This is a genomic window from Staphylococcus sp. Z5-21 (assembly GCF_056529615.1).
The window spans coordinates 368075-393306 of sequence record NZ_CP096462.1; the positions used below are offsets into that span (position 1 = coordinate 368075).

Sequence of the window (25232 nt, forward strand, 5' to 3'; positions counted from 1 at the left end):
GTTCCACATCTATCTTAAAATCAGCTTAAAAATTCGATTGAAGTCGATTTAAAAAATGAAGGGAGTTTTTAATAATGGGCAAGATTAAAGCAAATGAAGCATTAGTAAAAGCATTACAAGCATGGGATATTGATCATATTTATGGTATTCCAGGTGACTCAATAGATGCAGTAGTTGATAGATTAAGAACGGAAAGAGATAATATTGAGTTTGTCCATGTGCGTCATGAAGAAGTCGGAAGTTTAGCTGCTGCAAGTTACACTAAACTAACAGGTAAAATTGGTGTCGCATTAAGTATTGGTGGTCCAGGTGTTGTACATTTACTTAATGGTATGTATGACGCCAAAATGGATAACGTACCGCAACTTATTTTAGCAGGACAAACAGATAGTACTGCTTTAGGTACAAAAGCTTTCCAAGAAACTGATATTAGTAACATGGTTGATGATGTTGCTGTATATAAACATCAAATTTCTGAAAATGATAAAGACGTATTTGGTATCGTGAATGAAGCGATTCGCACAGCTTATGAGAAAAAAGGTGTTGCGGTGTTAATTCTTCCAAACAACTTATTAAATAATAAAGTTAAAGATACTACAAGCAAAGGTGTAGATACTGCACCTCCAGCAAGAGTTGCGCCAAAACCTCGTAGTGTTAAAAAAGCAACTAAATTAATAAATAAAAGTAAACGTCCAGTGATGTTACTTGGTACAGGTGCGAAACACGCTAAAGATGAAGTACGTGAATTTATCGAAGCATTTAAAATCCCAACAATTGTTACGTTACCTGCGAAAGGGATTCTTGCAGATGACCACCCTTATAACTTAGGTAATTTAGGTAAGATTGGTACGAAAGTATCTTATCAAACAATTCAAGATGCAGACTTATTGATTATGGTAGGTACGAACTACCCTTATGTAGATTATTTACCTAAGAAAAATATTAAAGCAATTCAAGTCGATACAAATCCTGAAAATATTGGACACCGTTTCGATGTAAATGCTGGTATCATTGGTGATAGTAAATTAGCGTTACAACAACTAACTGATTCAGCAAAACACGTTAAAAATCGTGATTTCTTAAATAAAACACTTGAAAGAAAAGCGACTTGGGATTCATGGATGGCAAAAGATATGGCAGACAGCAGTTCGCCTATCCGCCCTGAACGTCTCATGGATGCTATCAATCAAGTTAGAACAGATGATGCCATCTTCTCTATTGATGTTGGTACTTCAACTGTTTGGTCTACGCGTTATTTAAACTTAACTGTAAATAACAAATTTATCGTTTCAAGTTGGTTAGGTACAATGGGTTGTGCATTACCTGGTGCTATTGCAGCAAAACGCGCTTACCCAAATCGCCAAGTTGTCGGTATTGCTGGTGACGGTGCTTTCGAAATGGTTATGCAAGATTTTGCAACTGCCGTTCAATATGATTTACCAATGACAATTTTTGTATTAAATAACCAAGAATTATCATTCATTAAATATGAACAACAAGCAGCGGGCGAATTAGAATATGCAATTAATTTCACAGATATGGATTTAGCAAAATTTGCTGAAAGCTGTGGCGGTGTTGGTTATACATTGAAAGATCCAAATAGAATTGACGAAGTAGTGGAAGAAGCAATGTCTCAAGATAAACCAACAATAGTAAATGTTTATGTTGATCCAAATGCTGCACCATTACCTGGTAAAATTGTTAAAGATGAAGCAATTAATTATGGTAAATGGGCATACAGATCTATTACAGAAGATAAAAAATTAGATTTAGATGAAATCCCTCCAATGTCAACTGCCGTTAAACGTTTCTTCTAATAGTTAAAACGGAACGTAGCAACGTGTTTATTTGACTAAAATAATATTTAAAAATGGATAACTAGGTTGCTATAATTTAATAATTTAGTTATTGATTTTCTATTAGAATAGCAGGCCAAGATGTTTAATAATATCTCGGCCTGCTATTTGTATTTTGTTTTCGTTTTTTGTCGCTTTAGTATTGATTAAAATTAGGACTATGGGATAATAGAGTAAGCGCAATATTCTGATAATTATATATGTAAATGGCATAATATAAAAATAAGACTTATACAAATTTTAAATAAATGAACATTTTAAAGCGTACTTATAGTTGGGAGAGGAAGTTAAAATATGGGGAAACATAGCTTTAGGCATTTACGTATAAAAACACCACATACATATGCACTGTTACTCATGATCATCATTATTTCTAGCATATTAACATATTTAATTCCTGCTGGAGAATATGCCAGGGAGAAAAAAGATGGGCAGACGCTTGTCGTTCCTGGTTCGTATGAACAAGTACAACAGCACGGTGTTTCATTTTTCGATATTTTTCGTGCAATTCCAGAAGGATTGATGAGTGGTGGCGAAATTGTATTTTATATCTTTCTTGTAGGTGGCGCGTTTGGCATTGTACATAAAACGGGTGCATTTGAAAATGGTGTAAATAAAGCAATGCAATCATTAGGAAAATATAAAGTGCTGATGATTCCATTGACGATGACGATTTTTTCAATCTTAGGTTTTTCAATTGGTTTAGCAGAAGAAACAATTATTTTTGTACCTATTGGGATCATCATTGCACGTACTTTAGGTTATGATGCGCTTACTGGTGCTGCTATGGTTATATTAGGCGCAGCGAGTGGTTTTATGGGTGGTATGTTAAATCCGTTTACTGTAGGTGTTGCTCAAACAGTAGCAGAATTACCGATGTTTTCAGGATGGGGTCTACGTTCCATCATCTATATTTTCATTTTAATTGCCGCTATCACTACAGTGATGTTATATGCGCGTAAAGTTAAGCATGATAAAACAAAAAGTTATGTTTATGAATTAGAACAATCTGAAGGACATACGGTTACGTCCATGCATATAGCTCGTTTTACCAAAAGACAAGCATGTGGTTTAGGCTTAATCGTTCTAGCAATTATCTTAAATGTATACGGTATTTTTTCATATGGTTGGTCATTCAATGAAATGAGTGCGAATTTTATATTGGCAGGTTTACTTGCTGGATTTATTGGTGGACTTGGTTTAAATGGTACATTTGATGCAATGATTGATGGTATGAAAGATATTTTGTTTGGGGCAATGATTGTAGGATTTGCTAAGGGGATTATTGTTATTTTGGAAAACGGACAAGTCATAGACAGTATTGTCTATGGTATGACGACATTATTAAATGGTGTTCCATCAGCATTAGTCATCATCGGAATGTTCATTTTACAATTCATGTTAAATTTCTTTATTCCATCTGGATCGGGACAAGCGTTGACGACCATGCCGCTTATGGTACCGATATCGGATTTATTAGATATTAATCGTCAAATCACTGTATTAGCATTTCAATATGGTGATGCAATAAGTAATGTATTATTTCCTACGTCGGCTATTTTAATGGGCGCTTTAGCAGTCGGTAAAATCACGTATACACAATGGTTGAAGTTTGCTTGGAAGATTATTTTAACTTGGGTACTTATCTGTTGTATTGGTATGTCGATTGCATTAATTGTAGGTTACTAATCACAAGGGTATTTAGATTGAGATCAAAAAAATAAAATAAATTTGCAATTAGTTATTGTATCTTTAATGAAAGCGTTATATAATATAAAAAAATAATCGTCAAATTGCGTGTTACTGGTTAGGCAGGCATGAGCAAACATAATAACTATCTGAGATAGTCTGTTTGTTCATGTCTTTTTTTGTGCGCTTTTTGGTGGTTTTGATAAAATTTTAAATTTTTGAAGGGATGTTTTTATATGTTTAAAAAGCTATTTGGACAGCTACAGCGTATTGGTAAAGCATTAATGTTACCAGTCGCTATTTTACCTGCTGCCGGGCTATTATTAGCAATTGGTACTGCGATGCAAGGTGAATCGTTACAACACTACTTACCATTTATTCAAAATGGGGGGATTCAAAGTGTCGCAGAAATGATGACCGGTGCCGGAGGTATTATATTTGATAATTTACCTATGATTTTTGCGATGGGTGTCGCAATTGGGTTAGCAAGTGGTGATGGAGTTGCAGCTATTGCAGCATTTGTAGGTTATCTTGTAATGAACAAAACAATGGGTGCATTTTTACATGTATCTCCTGATAATGTAAATGATGCAGCGAGTGGCTACGCAAGTGTGTTAGGTATCCCAACATTACAAACAGGTGTATTTGGCGGTATTATTATTGGTGCACTAGCAGCCTGGTGTTATAACAAATTCTATAATATTTCGTTACCGTCTTACTTAGGTTTCTTTGCAGGTAAACGTTTTGTACCTATTATGATGGCAACAACATCATTCATATTAGCGTTTCCAATGGCATGGATATGGCCGAGTATTCAAACAGGCTTAAATGCATTTAGTGAAGGTTTACTTGACTCGAATACTGGATTAGCCGTATTTCTCTTTGGATTTATTAAACGATTATTGATACCGTTTGGGTTACATCATATCTTCCACGCACCATTCTGGTTTGAATTTGGTGCATGGAAAAATGCAGCTGGAGAAATGATTCATGGGGATCAACGTATCTTCATTGAACAAATACGTGAAGGTAGTAAATTAACTGCAGGTAAATTTATGCAAGGTGAATTTCCAGTGATGATGTTTGGTCTCCCTGCAGCAGCTTTAGCCATTTATCATACAGCAAAACCTGAAAATAAAAAAGTCGTAGCTGGCTTAATGGGATCAGCTGCATTAACTTCTTTCTTAACAGGGATTACAGAACCATTAGAATTTTCATTTTTATTTGTAGCGCCAGTATTATTCTTTGTGCATGCAATATTGGATGGTTTATCATTCTTAATTTTATATTTATTAAATGTACATTTGGGATATACCTTCTCAGGAGGATTTATAGACTACGTCTTACTAGGTGTATTACCAAACAAGACACAATGGTGGTTAGTGATTCCTGTAGGTATTGTGTACGCCTTTATTTATTACTTTGTCTTCCGATTCTTAATTTTAAAATTCAAGTATAAAACACCGGGACGCGAAGATAAACAAGCACAATTTACAAATTCATCAGCAAGCGAACTTCCATTTAATGTATTGAAAGCAATGGGTGGAGAAGAAAATATTAAGCATTTAGATGCATGTATTACAAGATTACGTGTGGAAGTAAAAGAAAAAGATAAAGTTGATGTAGCAGGATTGAAAGCATTAGGCGCATCAGGTGTGCTTGAAGTAGGAAACAATATGCAAGCCATTTTTGGTCCTAAATCAGATCAAATTAAACACGACATGTCCTTGATTATGAAAGGTGAAATTACAAAACCTCAAGAGACGACAGTTACGGAAGAAGAAAGTGAAGAAGTAGTTCATATCGAACGTGCGTCTGAAGTAAACATTTATGCGCCAGGAAATGGTCAAGTTATACCGTTGTCTGAAGTGCCAGACCAAGTCTTTGCGCAAAAAATGATGGGCGATGGTGTTGGGTTTATACCAGCTGACGGTAAAATTGTTGCGCCATTCGATGGTACAGTGAAAACCATTTTTCCGACAAAGCATGCCATTGGATTAGAATCAGATCAAGGTCTTGAATTATTAATACACATAGGCATAGATACGGTTAAGTTGAATGGGGAAGGTTTTGAAAGTTTTGTAGAAACAGATGATAGAGTCCATAAAGGACAAGTACTGATGCAAATTGATTTAGATTATATAACAGCCCATGCACCAAGTACGGTTACGCCATTAATTATTACTAATTTAGAGGATAGACAATTATCTGTAGAAGACGTCAAAGATGTAACAGCAGAACAATTAATCATTAAAGTGATAGATGACAAATAAATGTTGTAAACTAGGATGAAACACTTGAGTTCATCCATATAGTATAGGAGTAGAATTTTGAGATCTCATCATAGATTTCAAAGCTACTCCTATTTTATTTTGTCTAAAGTATTGAAATATTCTGAAAATATAAATATCATGAGAGATAACAAATAAATGATCGCAGGTGAACGTATGAATTATAGACCAGCAATGAATGTAATGCCCAATGTTTCGCTAATACCGCCAGAGTTAAATATGGCGGAAACTTTATATGATTTGATTAAAAGTAATTTTTCACATTTATGTCCATTTTTAGATTTTATTAAGGAAGATGTAACCGTTGAAGATGAAAAAGCATATTTGAAAATGATGATACAGCAGCATGCAGAAAATAAGGCTAGGTTATTTATGATTTACTACGAGGAAACGATGATTGGTACGATAGATTTACATCATATTGATCAAGCTAATTACAAAGCAGAGGTTGGATATTGGATAGCAGAAGGCTATACAGGGAAGCAAATTGTTACAAAATGCGTTAAACAGTTATGCCATTACGTTTTTGAAACATTATCACTGAATAAATTAACTATTATGGCGGATGTTAACAATATAGCGAGTTGTAAAGTAGCAGAAAAAGCGGGCTTTAAATTTGTTGCAACAGATTATGAAGATGTGTTTAATGGTGAACGCTTTAGAGATATGAATCGCTATGTACTGTTGAAAAGAGATTTTTAAGCGCAGGTAGAACTACTTCTTTTAAAATCAATGCATAATAATTACAGATGATTACTTAAGTAAAAATATATTATCGAAGCGGAACGAAAAGCATGAAAAATATTTTCCGGAAAATAAAGCGTTAGCGATTTGACACGTATGAAGGAGATTAAAGGATGTTACATAATAAATTAGATATTGCCAATTTAAATACACCAATTCAAAAATTAGATCAGTTAAGTGATGCATTAGGAAAAAATATTTATATTAAGAGAGATGATTACACTGGATCAGAAATATCAGGTAATAAGGTGCGTAAACTCGAGTATACAATGCAATATGTATTAGATCATGGATATGACACTATTATAACAACCGGAGCAATTACATCGAATCACGCACGTGCTACAGCTGCCTTGTGTGCTAAGTGTAATGTATCATGTCATCTTGTTCTAAGAGGAGAGATGGCAGAATATGAAGGGAATCTATTTTTAGATGCAATGTTAGGTGCGCATATACATATCATCGAACCAACAAGTTCTCGGGAAGATGCGATGGATAAGCTATATAAGACATTAGAAGGACAAGGGAAAACACCATTTTTAATTCCAGTGGGTGCTTCGGATTGGATAGGAACACATGGTTACGTTAATGCGTATAATGAAATCATAAAGCAACAGGATGAGCTGAAAGTACATTTTGATTCAATCAATGTTGCTGTTGGTTCTGGTGGTACGTATGCTGGTCTTTGGTATGGGCAAATGATTAACTGTGAAACTACGCAAATTATAGGTTATGCAGTAGACCAAAGTGCACATGCATTCAAAAATAAAGTGATAGAGATAATAAAGCAATTAGATGAAACAATTCAATCATACGAGACAATTACGATAAACGATGCTTATATTGGACTGGGATATGGTAAAGCAACTGACGAAGAATTACAATTTTATATCGATATTGCACAAAAAGAAGGCATTATACTAGATCCAACATATACTGGAAAAGCTTTTAGAGGTTTAGTTCATGAAATAAAATCTGGTGCGTATGATAATCAAGACAACATTCTATTTATACATACGGGTGGACTACAAGGCTATACGCAAGAGAAACGTTTACGTTTGCAAACGATGTTGCATAAAATAGATCTTTCATTATTAAAGTAAATTTAACTTTTACAAAGAATAATCGCATTTTTAACAATAAACTCAAACAAATGCAATTTGCTAGTTATATACTTATAATATAGAGGATAGATAAATTAAAGGTTGTTTGAGGAGCGAATAGGATTATGACTGAAAGAAAATTAGTGGCTGAAAGAAACTTTGAAGTAAATGGATATGATATTGATGCGATGGGCATAGTAAGTAATATTGTATATATAAGATGGTTTGAAGATTTACGAACTGACTTTATTAATCAATATATGCCATATTCTGATATGATGAGTCAACAAATATCGCCTATTCTAATGAATACAGAAGCAGAATACAAAACACCCATTACCATACATGATAAACCCGTAGGACGTTGTTATTTAGTAAAAGCAAGTAAACTACGTTGGGAATTTGAGTTTGAAATTGAATCAGAGGATGCAGTGCATTGTATAGGCAAACAAAGTGGGACATTTTTTGATTTACAAAAGAAAAAAGTAACGAGATTGCCGGAAGTATTTCAAACGATTTTAAGCTAATCATAATATGTGAAAAAGTGTAAATATGATATTACAGTGAGCAAAATAATTGATTGTCCAAAGCAATACAGTACATAATGATATTCAATTTATGTTGTAGAGGTGGTGTTCAAAATGCCAAAAACATTAACATCGATAGAAGCGTTTCATGAATTTATTGCAGAGCATAGGCTTGTAGTCATTCATATCATGAGAGATCATTGTAGCGTATGTCATGCTGTATTACCTCAAATTGCGGGTATAGTGAATGAGTTTCCTGATGTTCCATTAGGTGTGATTAATCAAAGTGAATTAGAGGAGATTGCAGGAGAATTATCTATCTTTACTGTGCCTGTAGATTTAATTTACTTTAATGGTAAAGAAATGCATCGTCAAGGTCGATTTATTGATATGCAACAATTTGAACATCAACTGACTTTGATGTATAAAAGCATGGTATAACAGAAAGATTTGTATTAACTATATATAAAAAATGTATACAACCATCACGTTGATATAACGAAGCATGAGTCTGGGACATAAATAGTTGTCTCAGACTCTTTTTCGTTTAGGCAGTAGATGACTGAATTAAAAATATTAAGTCTCACTTGTTCTTTTGCAAAAGCCTATGTATGCCACGTAAAAATGCTAGTGAGACTTATGCATGAGCTTTAGCTCAAGTAAACCTTTATCCTCGTCATCTTTGCCTTGATTGCATAGTTGGGGCTACGAAATCTCTATTAAAAAATTTGATTTCTGTCACACTTCCATGCTTTTATTTTTAATTAAAAAAGTTGTGTTAAATTGAAACAAGAAAAATCAGATAAATTATATCTCAATTATAAAAAGTAATGTATGATAAAGTTAATTTATAGCATTAAGGGGGATGTTTATGCGTATCGAAAGAATCTGTCCAAATGAAGCAGAAGCACTTTATAATTGTATGAAAAAGATAGATTAAAAAACGCAATATATGCTTTATTTGCCTGATGAAAGAAGTTTTGATAAAGATAAACTGAGTGAAGATATAAAAAGGAATTTTTACATAGGTGTTAAAACGGACGATAATCAAATATTAGGTTATTTATCTGTCCATATCAGTATGTTAGCTAAAGTTAGACATATTGGATATATTGTGACTGGCTTAATCAATGACTTACATCAACAAGGCTTAGCGACGCAAATGTTTAATGAAACAATCAAATGGGCACAACGCAAAGGATTAAGGAGGCTAGAATTAACGGTGATTACTTCGAATAAACCAGCAGTTAACTTTTATGAAAAGTTAGGTTTTAAAATTGAGGGAATTAAGCATGAATCTGTTTTTATGGAAGAACATTATTTTGATGAATTATATATGGCAATGATGCTAAACCAAGATTAAAATTTAACGCTTAACAAATCTGAGCATGATGCATTAGAATTTTCTATAAACAGGAAATTGTGTATATACTTTATAATCTACTATAAAGATAGTACCTTTTATTTAAAATGATTGCTCAATTTGTTATAAAATATATGTATAAGAAAGTGCGAGGAGGATAATTAACGTGATTAGAAAAATAGCCACTATTGTTGGTATAGGTGTTGCCACATCATACGTATATGCAAAAGTTAAAGAAAAACGTAGCTACAAAAGTTTTTTAGAAGAAATCATTATTAGAGCAACAAAAATGAAAAGTTCATTTTTAAATGTGGAAAATGCGCAACAAGCATTAGAGAAGGTTAAAGATGAAACGAAAGCATTATATGAAGGTACGGATTATTATTTCAATCACAATGTCCAAACGACTACAGTTCAAGAGTCTACAGTATATATTGTGAATGACAACAAAGAAAGACAACAACCAGTTGTCTTGTATATTCATGGTGGTGCTTGGTTCCAAAATCCATTAAAATATCACTTTGATTTTATAGATTCACTGGCTGGCGAACTAGGTGCTAAAGTAATCATGCCTATATATCCTAAAGTACCACATGCAACCTATAAAGAGACGTTCACATTGTTGGAAACATTATATACACAATTACTGAAACAAGTCGAAAATACTCATCAACTCACAATAATGGGTGACTCTGCAGGAGGCCAAATAGCCTTATCATTTGCACAATATATTAAAACGTTAAACTTAGCACAACCAAGTAACATCGTTTTAATATCTCCAGTGCTTGACGCAACATTTTCAAATCCGGAAGCAAAAATTTATGAAAAAATAGACCCAATGCTTGCAATCGACGGAAGTAAATATTTTATAAAATTATGGGCGAATGGCCTTGATTTGACAGACTGGCGCGTATCTCCTATATTTGGTGATATTGAAGGGCTGGGCCATATAACAATTTCAATAGGGACGAAAGAAACGTTATATCCAGACGCAGTGAAATTATCAAATATGTTGAATGCTCGAAATATTCAACATGATTTTATGCCAGGATATAATTTATTTCATATACATCCTATTTTCCCAATACCAGAAAAAGAACAATTTATCGCTAAGATCAACAAAATTATTAAACAACATTAAATATACATGATAGAGGTAGTGTCACTGACTTTATAATCTGTTGTCACCGAGGGAGCAATGTATGAGTATGAGTATGAGTAAGAGATTGACAGCTCAAGTTATGCTCTAGGTTCTAAGCAAGCATGCACCTTCAAAATCGTATGATTGCCTCAACTAAAGAGGACTCGTCCGTATATGATGGATGAGTCCTCTTTAGTATAAGATTGAGTAGTTGTGTTTTAATGTTTTACATTGATGTACAATACATATTTATCGTTCTTTATCCTTTTTTAAAGAAAGTGCTAATATCAGAATAATAATGAGCACGATACCTAATAGTTGAAATGGTAGGAAAACAACTTTTAACCAAAGTGCGCTCGCAACAATTGCCATTACAGGTTCTATTGTCCCAAAAAGTGTAGTTTCTTTGGCAGATAAATAATTTAAACTTTTAATAAAGAAGAAAAATGCCATTGCGGTACCTAAAATAATGCCAAAGGCTAAATACAAAATCACACTTATATCTATTTGGGATATAGTGAATTGCCAAATAGGTGCTTTGAAATTCATTAAGATACCAGAAATGAGCATTGCCCAACCAACGATGAGTATTGCTGGAAATTTGGATAATAGATTACTGGCATAAATAGTATAGAAGGCTAACGATAAACCAGAGATGATACCCCAAATCATACTCGAGCTTGAAACCATTAAACTGCCAAGGGAACCATTGGTTAATAATAAGAATGTTCCTGTGAGTGTTAATAATATTGCAATAACATCAAATAATTTAAAGGTTTCTTTTTTGCGTATGATAAACCACAAAATAATATAAACAGGTGCAATGTATTGTAATAAGGTAGCAATGGCAGCATTACCATAGATAATTGATGCCATGCAAGCATATTGAACAAGTAGCATACCTAAAGTTGAAAATATAAGTAACTGTATTGTATTGGTTACATTACGAAATACTATAAATATGGACTGCCTAGGGTTAAGTATTTTAAATATTGTTAACAGTAGAAAGCCACTGATTAAGAGTCGTGCAGTAACGTACCAGTTAATGTCGATATTTTGCTGTTTAAATAAATAATCAGAAACTGTGCCACCTAAACCCCAAAAAGATGCGCCTAATATTGCCAATATAATGCCGAGAAAACGAGATTGTTGTTTCATTTTATCACCTACGATGTATTAATATATTAAAATATAACGCACTTAATATTGATATAATACAAATAAATGGTTTAAAAGTATCAATATATTGAGGTGATAGGCTATGTATAAAGGGATAATTATTGAAGATAATGGAGAAGAGCGCATTCAATACCCTGATGAATATTGGTGACATATTGTGTTGAAAACAAGGTTAGATTAAGCGTTTATGGAACAGATACCCATACACTGGCACAGTGCATTGCAATTTGTATTTGTATTACGTGGTAAATTGACTATTCGCATTAGTGACAAAAACATCGTGTTAAATACAGGTGATGGCATATTTATTAATTCGAATGTTGTGCACGAGATACAGGGGCTTGAACATATAAGTGAGTGTTATTGTTGGAATATTGAAATACCAAATATTTCGAGTTATATGGAGTATAAATATTTAAGTTATATATTACAACAAGCTGAAATGGTACCTTATATATATTTATCTCACAAAAATTTGAGTCATCATGCATTACTAGCATGTATTGAAAGCTTTGGTACAATATATCAGAAACAAGAGGCATATTTTCAGCTGGATATCATGACCTATTTTTATAAGATAGTGAAATGGCTCATGCAATATATGAAACAACAACCTACTGAATTAACATACCATTTTGATTATAGAGTAAAGCAAATGATGTCTTATATACATAAACATTTTCAAGATAAAATCACTCTAGGACCTCTGAGTCAAAATATTTATTTAAGCGAAGCTGAAGCGATAAGATTATTTAAAAAATATGTAAAACAAACGCCATTTGAATATCTGTTGAGATACAGACTAGAACAAAGTAAATCTATCCTCGATAAAGATAGTTTATCTACTATTACAGAAATAGCTATGGCTTGTGGATTCTCAACTACGAGTTATTTTATAAAAGTATTTAAAGCACGCTACGGTATGACGCCAAAGCAATACCAAAAATATCATCATACAAATTAACCGCATCAAATATGCAAACAGAAAATATTTACATAAATAATATACGCGCTACAAAATAGACACTGATAAGTGAAAATTTGTAGCGCGTATATTGCTGTTACGACTTTTGCAGAAGTGTCGTTTTTATAAAGTGTATTATAAAAGTTGAGTAATTGGATTACTTGTTAATAAATTATTTCATGTTTTTTAAATAAGTAGGGAAAAATTCTGTATACAAATCTATAAATGTAAGATAAACATCTTTTTCAACATATTCATCAACTTGGTGTGCTTGATGTATTAATCCAGGTCCATACATAATGAATGAAAAGTCTTCATCTTTATCAACTAATAAATCGGATGCATCGGTTACGCCAGGTGATGCTTCAAGAGGTAAATCGGAATTTAAATATTTTTACCCAAATCATGCGCTAATGAAGCTAATTTATTTTCACCTGTCGTATATACAGGAGGTCTAGACATATAAGTGTCAATTTCTATATCTGTTTTATCGGTTTCAACTTGCTTTAAAATTTCATTAAAATAAGTGATGAATTGGTCATTATCATGTTCTGGAATCGTACGTATATTGAATTCAGATTCGGCATGCTCTGGAATTGAATTCACTTGATTACCACCATTGAAAATAGTCGCGTTCATTAGTACATCACCTAATAAATCGTTACGTTTATTGAAACTTTTAAAGCCTTCATCCGCTTTGTAAACAAATTTTACGAGTGGTGAAATGGCATTGAAACCAAGTTGTGGCATTGAACTATGTGATGCTTTACCTCTGGAAATAACACGGATATCCATCGAACCCTTATGTGCATAGATGATGCGGTCTTGTGAAGGTTCAGCGATGACAAGTGCTTCTACATCTGTCATGTAACCTTGTTCTTGGAAAGCTTTAGCCCCTTCGCCAACAATCTCTTCACCTGCAGTGGCGAGTAAACGGATTCTACCATATTCTAATAAACCTTGATCATGAATATCAATAAGGCTCAATACTAAAGCGGCTAAACCTGATTTCATATCTGCAGCACCACGACCGTGTAATTTGCCGTCAACTTCAGTTAATTTGAATGGATCATATGTCCATTTTTTAATATCGCCTTCTGACACAACATCCATATGTCCTGAAATACCTAAGACTGGTCCTGATTCACCAATTTCAGCAACTAGATTGGCACGCGTGTCATTGATTTTAACAATCTTAGCATCAATATTATGTTGCGATAGTAAGTCTTTTAAATACATACAAACTTCCATTTCATTGTCATTAACTGATTTAATCGCAACTAAATCTTCTAGAATTTGAACTTTTTCAGCTTCTGTAAATTTACTCATAATTAAAAACCCCTTTTCAATAAATAAACAATTTATGTGAGTTATTTTAATTATATCGAATATATTAAAGATGGCATCGCATAAATTCAGAAAGGGAAGGTATTTGCATTTGAATGTTCAACTTGAATATTGGATATCATGACGTATTAAATCAAAAAGGGCTTTCAATCATTGTTATATATAGAAATAAAAAAATCATACATGGTTTTTAGAAATTGAATTATCTAAAGACCATGTATGATGAGCGTCTTGTATAGAAGACAGTTTATTTGAAGTTGTATCGATACTAGATTGTGAATTTTTTGGAACACTATCTGAAGGAGATGCATTTGATTCTGATGATTTTAAAGTATTGTTAATATAGTCTACATTTTCAATATTTTTTGTGTTATCCGTATCTAGCACAGAACCTCTCATATCATTTCCTTGAAAACTACCAACTAGAATCATAATTAGATAGCTACAACAAATAATTACAACTACTGCAAGATAAATTGAAACTACTAATTTAACTGACTTACTCATAAACTGCCTCCTAATCATTTATTCGTATATGTCTTAATACATACAAGATAACATTTGATTTTTAATATCATGTAAAGTTGAAGTAAATATTATATTTTTGTTTTCTGAAAAATGTTTGAGATGAGTAAAAATATTTTTAAAAAATAATCAAAAAAATATCTGCTTTTAAAAAAATTAAAACATTGTTGTGATAGGATTTGTTGATTGAAAAAAATTCTTTTTTACATGTATTGTAAATGCGAATTTACATTTGATTAACACTTAGTTCAAAGTGTTTATATTAAATCAATAACTCCGTGTTAGGATGGCTTTATTGAATGGTGAAGAATATACATAGTCTCAAACATCGTATGTATAGTGTGGTTGACTCATGTGCTTTGCCTTTAAGCATTTATACATAAAATTTAATAGTCTGAAGTGAAAAGAGGGACAAAATTTGCTACTAATCATTATTTGTGTAGGTTTGATTCTATGGTTAGGAATTGTTGAGAAAAGACAGCATTCTGATAGATTAGAAAAAATTCCTATACGCATCAATATAAATGGTATTAGAGGTAAATCAACAATTACAAGATTGATTTATAGTATTTTACGCGAAGATCAATATCGTGTAATAGGCAAGACAACAGGTACAGACGCTCGTATGATGTATTGGTTTACACCGAGAGAGTATCCAGTTTATAGAAAGCCTCAAGGCGCTAATATTGGTGAACAACGCGACATTATAAAGAAGGTTGTTAAACAAAAGGCGAACGCGCTTGTAAATGAGTGTATGGCAGTGAATCCTGATTATCAGATAACCTTTCAAAAAGAATTGGTTAAAGCTAATATTGGCGTTATCGTTAATGTCATGGAAGATCACATGGATGTCTTAGGACCTACTTTAGACGAGGTAGCTGAAGCATTTACAGCGACAATTCCTTACAAAGGTCATCTTATTGTAATGAAGGATGATTACACCGACTTTTTTGCTAAAGTAGCCAAAAGACGTAAGACTAAATTAATTGTCGTTAATAAAGAAGAAGTGCCTGAATCATTCTTAAGGAAATTTGGGTATATCGTGTTTCCAGATAATGTTGCAATTGCAATGGGTGTGGCTGAAGCACTTGGCATCAACAGAGACGTTGCGTTACAAGGCATGTTAAATGCACCACCAGATGTCGGCGCAGTAGAAGTGAAATACTATAATGCGAATAATTCAACAAATGTTTATGTAAATGCATTTGCTGCCAATGAACCACAGTCTACAAAATCAATTTTAAATAAGGTTGAAACGTATAATTACCCTTACAATAAAATTGTTCTTATATTAAATTGTCGTTCAGACAGAATTGATAGAACGAGACAGTTCTGTGAAGACTTTATTACGGATGTTGAATTCGATACATTGATATGTACAGGAAAGAGTACACAGATGGTAACGGACGTAATGAAAGGATTGCCCGAGAAGAAATATTTAAACTTTGAAGGTAAAGACATAAAAGAGGTTGAACGCGCAGTTTATAATGAATCTCAAAATGCCTTGATGTTCTGTGTAGGGAATATTCACGGACCAGGTAAACAAATAGCAGAGTATATAGAAGGGATCAAATAATATGATAGGTTCAGAGTTATATTTTTCATTATTTGTAGGCATCGTATTAAGTTTAATATTTGCCGAAAAATTTGGTATCAGTCCTGCTGGTTTAGTAGTACCAGGATATTTAGCTTTAATATTTGATCAGCCGATCATGTTATTATCCGTACTGATTATTAGTTGTATTACATACTTCATCGTTAACCATGGTATTAGTCGTATCGTTATATTATATGGACGTAGAAAATTTGCGGCGATGATACTAACCGGTATGGTGTTGAAATTTGTTTTTGATTTAATTTATCCGTTAAGTCCATTTCAAATGGTAGAGATGTCAGGCATTGGTGTTGTAATACCGGGCATCATAGCTAATACGATTCAAAAACAAGGTGTCATAATTACTTTGTCAACTTGTATGTTACTCACATGTATTACATATGTCATCTTATTCTTTTACAGCTTTATCAACTAGTAAGGAGCTTGGATTATGAAGAATTCTAAAAAATTTTCAATGGAAGAACGCATACTAAAGTGGACGAAGCGGCATAAAAAAAGGAATTCAATATACACCGGTATTATCTTCGTTGTAGCATTGATACTTTTAGTATTTGCCATGACTTCACAAAAAATAGAACCAGTAAAAGCAATAGGAAAAGCACCAAATGAGATAAGTATGACATATCTAGGAAACATTGAATTAAATAATCATATCAGAAAGAACAATCTTAATGATGCTTTTGCATCCATTAAAGAGATCTTAAAGGGAAGTGATTATTCTACTGCGAGTTTAGAAATGACGAAGTTCTCAGATGACAGGAAAACGAATATATCCAAAAACTTGGAAAATGTATTGTTCTTAAAGGGACTCAATTTAAAAAGTTTGAATGTGATCAATCAAGTTACCGATAATATTACGGCGCGTGATTTTATGAAATCAGTAGAAGCTCAAACTGGATATAATTATCTTACTGGAAATGGTTCAAATCCGATAAATAGTAAAACGGTACAACAAACTATAAAGGGTAAAAAAATTGCCAATGTTTCATTTACAGATGTTGAGTCAAATTACACGGATACATTGAAAAATACAACATCAGTTAGTTTAGAACCCAGTATTTATATGCCATTAATTAAAAAATTAAAAGAGAATAACGATTATGTCGTCGTGAATGTTGATTGGGGGATTACCGATGAACGTTCAGTGACGACTAGACAACGAGAGTATGCACATTCATTATCTAAAGCTGGTGCTGATGTGATTATTGGCCATAATTCGGTTGTTCAAGAAATTGAAAAATATAAAAATACAGATATTTTTTACAGCTTAGGCAATACGACATCCGAAGATTTCTTATCAAAAAATAAACAAGGTCTAGCAGTTCAGCAAACTTGGAATGGTAAACAATCTAAATTTATGATTACACCAATTAAATCGCAAGGTGGTAAAGTGACGAAGTCATCACCAAATGTAGTAGAAGAGAGAAAGTTATTGAACAATATAGAAGGTAAAAACTTGGATCTTAAAAAAGAGAATGGAGGCTACGTTTATGAACATTAAACAACATTGGGTAAGTATTACAATCATTTCAATCGTATTGGTTATTTTTCTTTTAATTGTATTTGCTAGAGCGAATGAAGGCTTAGATCAATATGAAAAAAATGAACTGGAGACTTCTCATCACCAATATTTGTCTAAAGGAGCTTAAGTATGAGTATTTACAATAAGAAATCGCTCATCGTAATATTACTCCTAACAATCATTATTTCGTTTATCTTTTTTATGATTACAAAAAAAGATAATTACGATAAAGATGATTTATATGAGAATAAAATAGCTGATCATAACCAAGATAAGTCAGATAAAAATTACGGTGTCGCTTCAAATAACCCAATTGCTACGCGCGTTGGTGAAAAAATATTAAAAGATGGTGGTAACGCCGTAGATGCATCCATGGGTGTTTCTTATGCTTTAGCTATAACAGAACCGCATTCATCCGGTTTAGGTGGTGGAGGTGCAATGTTATCTTATGATGGTCAAGAGAACGTTGCACCAAAACAATGGCAATATAAAGATATTTCGTCATTTAACTTTAAACAAAAGGATGAAATCGGTACACCTGGTTTTGTTCGAGGCATACATGATGCACATAAAGAAGCAGGGAAAATGGATGAAAAGAAAATCCTGAATTACGTTATTCCTTTAGCTGAAGATGGTTTTGAAGTAGATTCAGAACTCGAGCGAAGTCTAAAATTATACGGTTCAGACATCGATAGAAATTCACCGTTTTTTGATGGAAAACAAACGAAAAGAGAAGGCGATGTTGTTAAACAACCAGCTCTAGCTTCTACTATCAAAGGGATTAGAGACAAAGGACCAGATTATTTCTATGATAAAATTGGTGAAAGTGTTTCTAAACAAGTAGATGATGAAATTAATGAGAAAGATTTTGAAAGTTATAAAACAGAGAAGAAAGAACCTGTAGGTACAGATTATTTGAATAATAAAGTTTACTCTGCGTCTAACCCACTTGGTGGTACATTAATGCTTCAAGGATTGGAAATAGATGAAGCTACTGATAACCAAGCAGCACCAGATAATCGTCTAGATTACATAACAGGTATCTTAAAATCTAGAGCATTGATGTATAGAAATAGAGATATTATCAATGGACAAGATGAAGATTATGATGAATATTTATCACAAGATTATTTACTCGGTAGACTAAACGAGGTTAACTTTAATAGTAACTTTAATACGAATAATGTTGATAATACGAGCACAACGCATTTTGTTGTCATAGATAAAGATGGAAAATTAACAAGTACTACCAATACACTCGCGAGTTTCTTTGGATCTGGTAAATTCATGAAAGAGGGATTCTATATGAATAACTCTTTAAGTAACTTCTCATCGAATCCAGCCAGTCCTAACTATGGTGGTAAACACAAAGAACCGAGATCATTTACTGCACCAAGTATTGTTGTAGGCCCTGATTATTATATGGGTATAGGAACACCGGGTGGTAATAAAATACCAACAACACTGAATGAAGTACTGGTAGATTATTTAAGAGGCGATGGCACGTTACAAGAGTCTATAGATAAACCACGCTTTTACAACGATGGTGGAAAAATATTCTATGAAAATGCAACTAGTAAACAAGATGTAGATATATTCAAAAGTTTAGGATTCGAAATTGAAGAAAAACGCAATGATCCAAACTTTGGTAGTGTCCAAGCTGCACTTTACAATAAAAATGATAAAACAGTAGAAATAGGACAAGATGTTGGTAATAGATAATCCATATATCTTCATACAAAGGGGTATGAAACGTAATATATAATTCAAAACAAGGAAACGGGACAGAAATCAAATTTTCTAATTGCGATTTCGTAGTCCCATCCCTATTCAACGCAATCATCTACTTCACAAATGAACAAGAGTCTGAGACATCTATTTATGTCCCAGACTCTTGTTTTTTTAATTATACTGTAGTTTTAAAATCTAACTTTTGTTGTTTATTTAAATTCAAGAAGGTTGTCATAGTTTACTCATTTATTACCAACCCTGACCTGCAGTGTCGTAGTTATCTAGTTTACCCAATTCAAAATCTGATATCGCTGCTTCCAAAACGTTAAGCGCAGTGTCCAGTTGCTCATAGGTAATGACAAGTGGTGGTTGAAAGCGTAGTACATTGCCTGCTACTGCAATAATGACAACACCATTATCAAAGCAACGGTTACAAATTTTTAGTGCTGCTTCTGATGCGCGTGTTTTATTAATTTTATCAGAAACGATATCAATACCAATGGATAATCCTTTTCCTCTAACGTTACCCACAGTATTGAATTGTTCTGTCCAAGCATCAATACGTTTGCGCACATAATTACCTTTATCTGTACTTGCTTGTAATAAATTCTGGTCTTCAATCATGGCGATGGTTGCTAATGCTGCTTCACAACTCACTGGATTAGCCCCCGTGGTAAAGAGATGTGCAGGTGCTTCTAAATAATCCATGATTTCTGAACGCCCTACGATTGCAGACATTGGTAAACCGCCTGCCAATGATTTACCGAATGTAATCAAATCAGGTTCAATATTGTAATGTGAGACAGAACTCCAGCTACCTGTGCGTCCTAATCCTTGTTGAATATCGTCAACAGCAAGTAAGATACCGTGTTCTTTACATAAGTCTTGTAAGGCTTCGAAATAGCCATCTACTGGTTCGAGCAAACCACCATCTCCTTGTATTGTTTCAATCATGATGCAGGCCACTTCTTCTGCAGGTACATATTTTTCAAACATTTCTTTAAGTGGTGCTAGATATTCGGAAACGGTATTGGGCTGGTTGCTGCCAAACATGCCACGATAATTGTCTGGAAAAGGAATATGATAAAAACCAGGCAACATTGGACCATAATGTTTACGCATATTTAAGCTAATAGCAGACATTGAAAGTGAACCATAGGTTGAACCATGGTATGCATTTACAAAGCTGATGATATAAGGTCTGCCGGTGTAAGCACGTGCTAATTTGATAATACCATCATTGGCATCTGATCCAGATAGTCCAAATAAGACACGTTTTTCATATTGGCCGGGTGAAATTTCACATAATTTTTTTGCTAATTTAACTAAGGGTTCATGATACATGTAAGCAGGGGTATAGTGAATGAACTGGTCTACTTGTGCCTTAATTGCTTCAGTGACTTGTTCAGGTGCATGTCCAACATTCTGTGAACTTGCACTTGATAATAAATCAATATATGTATTGCCCTCAACATCAACAAGTGTCGCACCATATCCATGAGAAATTGCTAAAGGATAATATTTGATGCGTCCTGGTTTTGCGAAGTATTGACTGTCCTCATTTATAAGTTGCTCTGATTTGTTCATAATTTGTGCCTCCCAATGATTGAAAATAAGATAGTGCGCATGATTGATGCAGATTTGGATTGAAAATAGTGATTGGCACTCTATTAATTGCTAGTGTATTTCTAAATAGAAATGATTACTATACGCCACAGTGCATGCATTATGACATCTCCCAAATAATCGTTGATACGTATGAATATACTAAGAAAATTTAGAATTGTAAATATATTCTGAAAAATTAAAATTGAATAACGCTCATTATGTGTAATTTGACACAAATATTCTGTGGATGAAATTAATCCTGAAAATATTGTATCTAATAAATAGCATTGATTTGAGAAATGGTTGGACACTGTGAAAAATGTAATAAGTAGAAAAAGTGAGGGATAATTGGTAATATTGTTCTTATAAAATAATATTTTTATCTATAACAAAATTCAGGAAATATATATAGCGTTAATTAAACATGAAAATAAATAGTAACGAAGTTGAACAACAGTATGAGTTAGAACTTTAATGGAGGAATGTATATGATTTATGCAGGTATATTAGCGGGTGGCATTGGTTCAAGAATGGGCAATGTACCACTACCAAAACAATTTTTAGATTTAGATGGAAAACCTATCTTAGTACATACGGTTGAGAAGTTTTTATTAACAAGTGAATTCGATAAGATATTTATCGCGACACCTCAAAAATGGATTTCTCACACAAAGGATACATTACGTAAGCATCACATTACAGATGACAGAATTGAAGTTGTTCAAGGTGGTTCTGATCGTAATGAAACAATTATGAATATTATTAGTGCAGCAGAAAAAGAAAATGGTATTTCTGATGATGATGTTATTATAACGCATGATGCGGTACGACCATTTTTAACACGCAGAATAATTAAAGAAAATATTGAAAGTGTTCTGAAATATGGCGCAGTAGACACTGTTATTACAGCAACTGATACGATTATCACATCGGCAGATGGTGATTCAATTCAATCGATACCGGTGAGAAGTGAGATGTATCAAGGACAAACGCCGCAATCTTTCAATGTAAATCTATTGAGAAATAGCTACAATGATTTATCTGATGAAGATAAACAAATCATGACAGATGCATGTAAGATTTTAGTTGTAGCAGGTAAACAAGTGAAATTGGTAATGGGAGAATTATATAACATTAAAATAACGACACCTTATGATCTTAAAGTGGCAAACTCAATCATAAAAGGTGGGATGTTGAGTGATTAATCAAGTTTATCAACTCGTTGCGCCAAGACAATTTGAAGTAACCTATAATAATGAAGATATTAAAAGTAACAAAGTGATTGTCAGACCGTTGTATTTGTCTATCTGTGCTGCTGATCAAAGATATTATACAGGTAGTAGAAATGAAAAAGTTTTGAAAAAGAAATTACCTATGTCATTAATTCATGAAGGTGTTGGCGAAGTCGTCTATGACAGTAAAGGTGAATATGAAATTGGTACAAGGGTCATTATGGTTCCTAATACACCAGTTGAAAAAGATGATGTTATAGCAGAAAACTATTTACCTAGTAGTAAATTTAGATCTAGTGGCTTCGATGGATTTATGCAAGATTACGTTTTTATGGATCACGATCGCGTCGTTGAAATAGACGACAGTATTGAAGATTTAAGTACGATTGCTTATTCAGAGTTAGTGAGTGTAAGTTGGCACGCATTACAAAGATTTGAACGTAAATCAATTTCCAATAAAAATAGTTTTGGTGTATGGGGAGATGGGAATTTAGGTTATATTACAGCTATTTTGTTAAGTAAATTGTATCCTCAAGCTAAAATTTATGTGTTTGGTAAAACAGATTATAAATTAAGTCATTTTTCGTTTGTGGAGCACATCTATCATATTGACGAAGTACCTGCAGATGTCACGTTTGATCATGCTTTTGAGTGCGTGGGTGGCAAAGGTAGCCAATCCGCAGTTAACCAGATTATTGACTTAGTATCACCTGAAGGAACGATTAGTTTACTTGGTGTCAGTGAATATCCAATTGAAGTCAATACACGTTTAGTACTTGAAAAAGGTTTGACGATGTTTGGTAGTAGTAGAAGTGGCGCACAAGACTTTAGAGAAATTGCTGAATTTTATAAAAATAATCCAGATGTTGTAGAAAAATTAGCGCTCCTTAAAGGTAATGAGTTTGATGTCAAAACAATCAACGATGCGGTCAATGCATTTGAAACAGATTTATCCACTTCATGGGGTAAAACGGTTATCAAATGGACAATGTAAATTTGTAAGGCATTTTCGCTTTTTTAATTAGTAATAAAAACCTATCAACTTGAATGAAGAGAGGATTTTTTAAAATTGAGTAAATCTAAAATAATAATTGATAATATATATTGGGAAAGAATTCAATTATTTATTGAAGGTCATGTTGAAGATATAAAGCTTAATAAGAAAAACTTTGTATTGAGAAATTTGACTGAAACCAAAGAACTAAAAGCAAACGATGTGAAAGTAGAAGGCAACCAATTTAAGGCACGTTTTAATGTTGCCATATTAGATGACGGTAATTATCTACCATCAGGTGAGTACTTAATTGTTTATAAAGGCGATTTTGATTATATTGCCAATATAAATGAAACATTGTTAGATCCCAATAATTATGAATTAGAAGAAACAGCACTCGAACAGTATAGCGATGAAATGACTCAAAATGGCAAAAATAATTTATTATTAGACCACTTTACATTTACCTTTAAAAAGGGAGGTAAATCATCTAAAACAGAATATACTGTAAAGCCTATGATTTCGAGTGAAGTGAACGAATTTGTATTGAATATTATATTTAAAGCACCTATGCCTAAAATGAATCCAGTTAAGAAAAGGATTACAGACCTTAAACTAAAATATAATAAATATTCATTTAATGTCCGTAACTTCATCTTTCAGTCTATTTTCAAGATTACTAAATTTTTCCATCTGAAAAAGGGGAATACAGTACTTTTCACTTCTGATTCTAGAGCGGAAATGTCAGGTAATTTTGAGTATGTTTACAATGAAATGTTACGTCAAAATTTAGATGAAAAATATAAAATACATGCATTGTTTAAATCTAATATATCTGTACGACGTAATTTTATTGATAAATTTAAATTTCCGTATTTATTAGGTAAAGCAGACTACATATTTGTAGATGATTTCCATCCATTACTTTATACTGTGAAATTTAGAAAGAGTCAGGAAATTATTCAAGTATGGCATGCAGTAGGCGCATTTAAAACAGTAGGCTATAGCCGTACTGGTAAAAAAGGCGGACCATTTTTTAACTCAGTAAACCATAGGAATTACACCAAAGCATTTGTATCATCAGAAACGGATATTCCATTTTATGGTGAGGCGTTTGGTATAAAAGAACAAAATATTATTCCAACTGGCGTACCAAGAACGGATATATTATTTGATCAAGACTATGAAAAAGCCATTGTTGCAGATATGGAAGAAGCACTTCCAATTGTTAAAGGAAAGCAAGTGATATTATTTGCACCGACATTTAGAGGGAGTGGCCATCATACTGCGCATTATCCGTTTTTCAAAATTGATTTTGCAAGATTTGCACGTTATTGCCGTGAGAATAATGCAATTGTGCTATTCAAGATGCATCCGTTTGTTAAAAATAAATTGAATATTCCTAGAGAATATCAAGAATACTTTGTAGATGTATCTGATTTTAGAGAAGTGAATGATATTTTGTTTATTACGGATATCTTAATTAGTGATTATTCATCACTTGTATATGAATTTGCTGTATTTAAACGACCAATGTTATTTTATGCATTTGATTTAGAAGATTACATCACATCACGTGATTTTTATGAACCATATGAAACATTTGTACCTGGTAAAATCGTTGAATCGTTTAACGATTTAATTGTAGCATTGGATCAAAAAGATTTTGACGTTGAAAAAGTTGAGCCATTTTTAGATAAACATTTTAAATATCAAGATGGACGTTCAAGTGAACGTTTAGTAAGAAATGTTTTTGGCAGCTAAATTAAGTGAATAGAAATACCAATTAAAACATAATGAG

General features: G+C 33.0%; 21 protein-coding genes and 1 pseudogene. 18 read left to right on the forward strand and 4 right to left on the reverse strand.

What is annotated here, in order from left to right:
* Positions 1-74: 74 nt before the first annotated feature.
* The 9 genes from M1D64_RS01665 (at position 75) to M1D64_RS01705 (ending at position 10714) form a co-directional block, all read left to right on the forward strand.
* Positions 75-1817, forward strand: coding sequence for a pyruvate oxidase (locus M1D64_RS01665; protein WP_002482289.1), 1743 nt, complete (start codon positions 75-77; stop codon positions 1815-1817).
* Positions 1818-2150: 333 nt separating this feature from the next.
* Positions 2151-3545: a YfcC family protein gene (locus tag M1D64_RS01670; protein WP_037537637.1), complete on the forward strand. Its 1395-nt coding sequence runs from the start codon at positions 2151-2153 to the stop codon at positions 3543-3545.
* A 236-nt stretch (positions 3546-3781) separates the two neighbouring features.
* Complete coding sequence (gene ptsG, locus M1D64_RS01675) at positions 3782-5818, forward strand: glucose-specific PTS transporter subunit IIBC (RefSeq protein ID WP_002482295.1); 2037 nt, start codon at positions 3782-3784, stop codon at positions 5816-5818.
* A gap of 174 nt (positions 5819-5992) precedes the next feature.
* Positions 5993-6538, forward strand: coding sequence for a GNAT family N-acetyltransferase (locus M1D64_RS01680; RefSeq protein WP_069821651.1), 546 nt, complete (start codon positions 5993-5995; stop codon positions 6536-6538).
* A 155-nt stretch (positions 6539-6693) separates the two neighbouring features.
* Positions 6694-7683 (forward strand): D-cysteine desulfhydrase family protein, encoded by a 990-nt coding sequence (locus M1D64_RS01685; protein WP_069821607.1) that lies wholly within the window; start codon positions 6694-6696, stop codon positions 7681-7683.
* 122 nt (positions 7684-7805) lie between these two features.
* The gene (locus tag M1D64_RS01690; protein ID WP_390934286.1) at positions 7806-8210 is read left to right on the forward strand and encodes an acyl-CoA thioesterase; all 405 of its coding nucleotides are present in this window, start codon (positions 7806-7808) and stop codon (positions 8208-8210) included.
* A gap of 114 nt (positions 8211-8324) precedes the next feature.
* Positions 8325-8651 (forward strand): thioredoxin family protein, encoded by a 327-nt coding sequence (locus M1D64_RS01695; protein WP_011302318.1) that lies wholly within the window; start codon positions 8325-8327, stop codon positions 8649-8651.
* Between the two features lie 520 nt (positions 8652-9171).
* Positions 9172-9573, forward strand: a complete 402-nt coding sequence (locus M1D64_RS01700; protein WP_241092734.1) for a GNAT family N-acetyltransferase — start codon at positions 9172-9174, stop codon at positions 9571-9573.
* A gap of 166 nt (positions 9574-9739) precedes the next feature.
* On the forward strand, positions 9740-10714 hold the full coding sequence (locus tag M1D64_RS01705) for an alpha/beta hydrolase fold domain-containing protein (RefSeq protein ID WP_069838064.1): 975 nt from the start codon (positions 9740-9742) through the stop codon (positions 10712-10714).
* A gap of 249 nt (positions 10715-10963) precedes the next feature.
* Here M1D64_RS01705 and M1D64_RS01710 read toward each other — a convergent pair whose 3' ends face one another.
* Positions 10964-11872, reverse strand: a complete 909-nt coding sequence (locus M1D64_RS01710; RefSeq protein WP_069838063.1) for a DMT family transporter — start codon at positions 11870-11872, stop codon at positions 10964-10966.
* Positions 11873-12080: 208 nt separating this feature from the next.
* Between M1D64_RS01710 and M1D64_RS01715 the strand changes: the two genes are divergently transcribed.
* Positions 12081-12857 (forward strand): AraC family transcriptional regulator, encoded by a 777-nt coding sequence (locus M1D64_RS01715; RefSeq protein WP_241686153.1) that lies wholly within the window; start codon positions 12081-12083, stop codon positions 12855-12857.
* A gap of 172 nt (positions 12858-13029) precedes the next feature.
* On the opposite strand, the pseudogene M1D64_RS01720 reads toward M1D64_RS01715, so the two are convergent.
* Both M1D64_RS01720 and M1D64_RS01725 read right to left on the reverse strand, forming a co-directional pair.
* Positions 13030-14186, reverse strand: a pseudogene (locus tag M1D64_RS01720) (ArgE/DapE family deacylase).
* A 195-nt stretch (positions 14187-14381) separates the two neighbouring features.
* Positions 14382-14711 carry a hypothetical protein gene (locus M1D64_RS01725; RefSeq protein WP_041079344.1) on the reverse strand — a complete coding sequence of 110 codons (330 nt, stop codon included), beginning with the start codon at positions 14709-14711 and terminating at the stop codon, positions 14382-14384.
* Between the two features lie 436 nt (positions 14712-15147).
* Between M1D64_RS01725 and pgsB the strand changes: the two genes are divergently transcribed.
* Genes pgsB through M1D64_RS01750 form a run of 5 tightly spaced genes read left to right on the forward strand, consistent with a single transcriptional unit; the run spans position 15148 to position 19588 of the window.
* Positions 15148-16305, forward strand: coding sequence for a poly-gamma-glutamate synthase PgsB (pgsB, locus tag M1D64_RS01730; protein WP_037537645.1), 1158 nt, complete (start codon positions 15148-15150; stop codon positions 16303-16305).
* Between the two features lies 1 nt (position 16306).
* On the forward strand, positions 16307-16759 hold the full coding sequence (gene pgsC, locus M1D64_RS01735; RefSeq protein ID WP_002482307.1) for a poly-gamma-glutamate biosynthesis protein PgsC: 453 nt from the start codon (positions 16307-16309) through the stop codon (positions 16757-16759).
* Between the two features lie 15 nt (positions 16760-16774).
* Positions 16775-17845 (forward strand): CapA family protein, encoded by a 1071-nt coding sequence (locus M1D64_RS01740; RefSeq protein ID WP_002482308.1) that lies wholly within the window; start codon positions 16775-16777, stop codon positions 17843-17845.
* Positions 17835-17993, forward strand: coding sequence for a hypothetical protein (locus tag M1D64_RS01745; protein WP_100217371.1), 159 nt, complete (start codon positions 17835-17837; stop codon positions 17991-17993). Before M1D64_RS01740 ends, M1D64_RS01745 begins: the two co-directional genes overlap by 11 nt.
* Before the next feature lie 2 nt (positions 17994-17995).
* Positions 17996-19588: a gamma-glutamyltransferase gene (locus tag M1D64_RS01750; RefSeq protein WP_037537647.1), complete on the forward strand. Its 1593-nt coding sequence runs from the start codon at positions 17996-17998 to the stop codon at positions 19586-19588.
* A gap of 258 nt (positions 19589-19846) precedes the next feature.
* Here M1D64_RS01750 and M1D64_RS01755 read toward each other — a convergent pair whose 3' ends face one another.
* Positions 19847-21184 carry an aspartate aminotransferase family protein gene (locus tag M1D64_RS01755; protein ID WP_069821605.1) on the reverse strand — a complete coding sequence of 446 codons (1338 nt, stop codon included), beginning with the start codon at positions 21182-21184 and terminating at the stop codon, positions 19847-19849.
* Positions 21185-21693: 509 nt separating this feature from the next.
* Here M1D64_RS01755 and M1D64_RS01760 point away from each other — a divergent pair.
* The 3 genes from M1D64_RS01760 (at position 21694) to tarL (ending at position 25195) form a co-directional block, all read left to right on the forward strand.
* Positions 21694-22410 (forward strand): D-ribitol-5-phosphate cytidylyltransferase, encoded by a 717-nt coding sequence (locus M1D64_RS01760; RefSeq protein ID WP_011302331.1) that lies wholly within the window; start codon positions 21694-21696, stop codon positions 22408-22410.
* Positions 22403-23431 carry an alcohol dehydrogenase catalytic domain-containing protein gene (locus tag M1D64_RS01765; RefSeq protein ID WP_002482313.1) on the forward strand — a complete coding sequence of 343 codons (1029 nt, stop codon included), beginning with the start codon at positions 22403-22405 and terminating at the stop codon, positions 23429-23431. Before M1D64_RS01760 ends, M1D64_RS01765 begins: the two co-directional genes overlap by 8 nt.
* A gap of 75 nt (positions 23432-23506) precedes the next feature.
* Positions 23507-25195 carry a teichoic acid ribitol-phosphate polymerase TarL gene (tarL, locus tag M1D64_RS01770; protein WP_069821604.1) on the forward strand — a complete coding sequence of 563 codons (1689 nt, stop codon included), beginning with the start codon at positions 23507-23509 and terminating at the stop codon, positions 25193-25195.
* Positions 25196-25232: the final 37 nt, after the last annotated feature.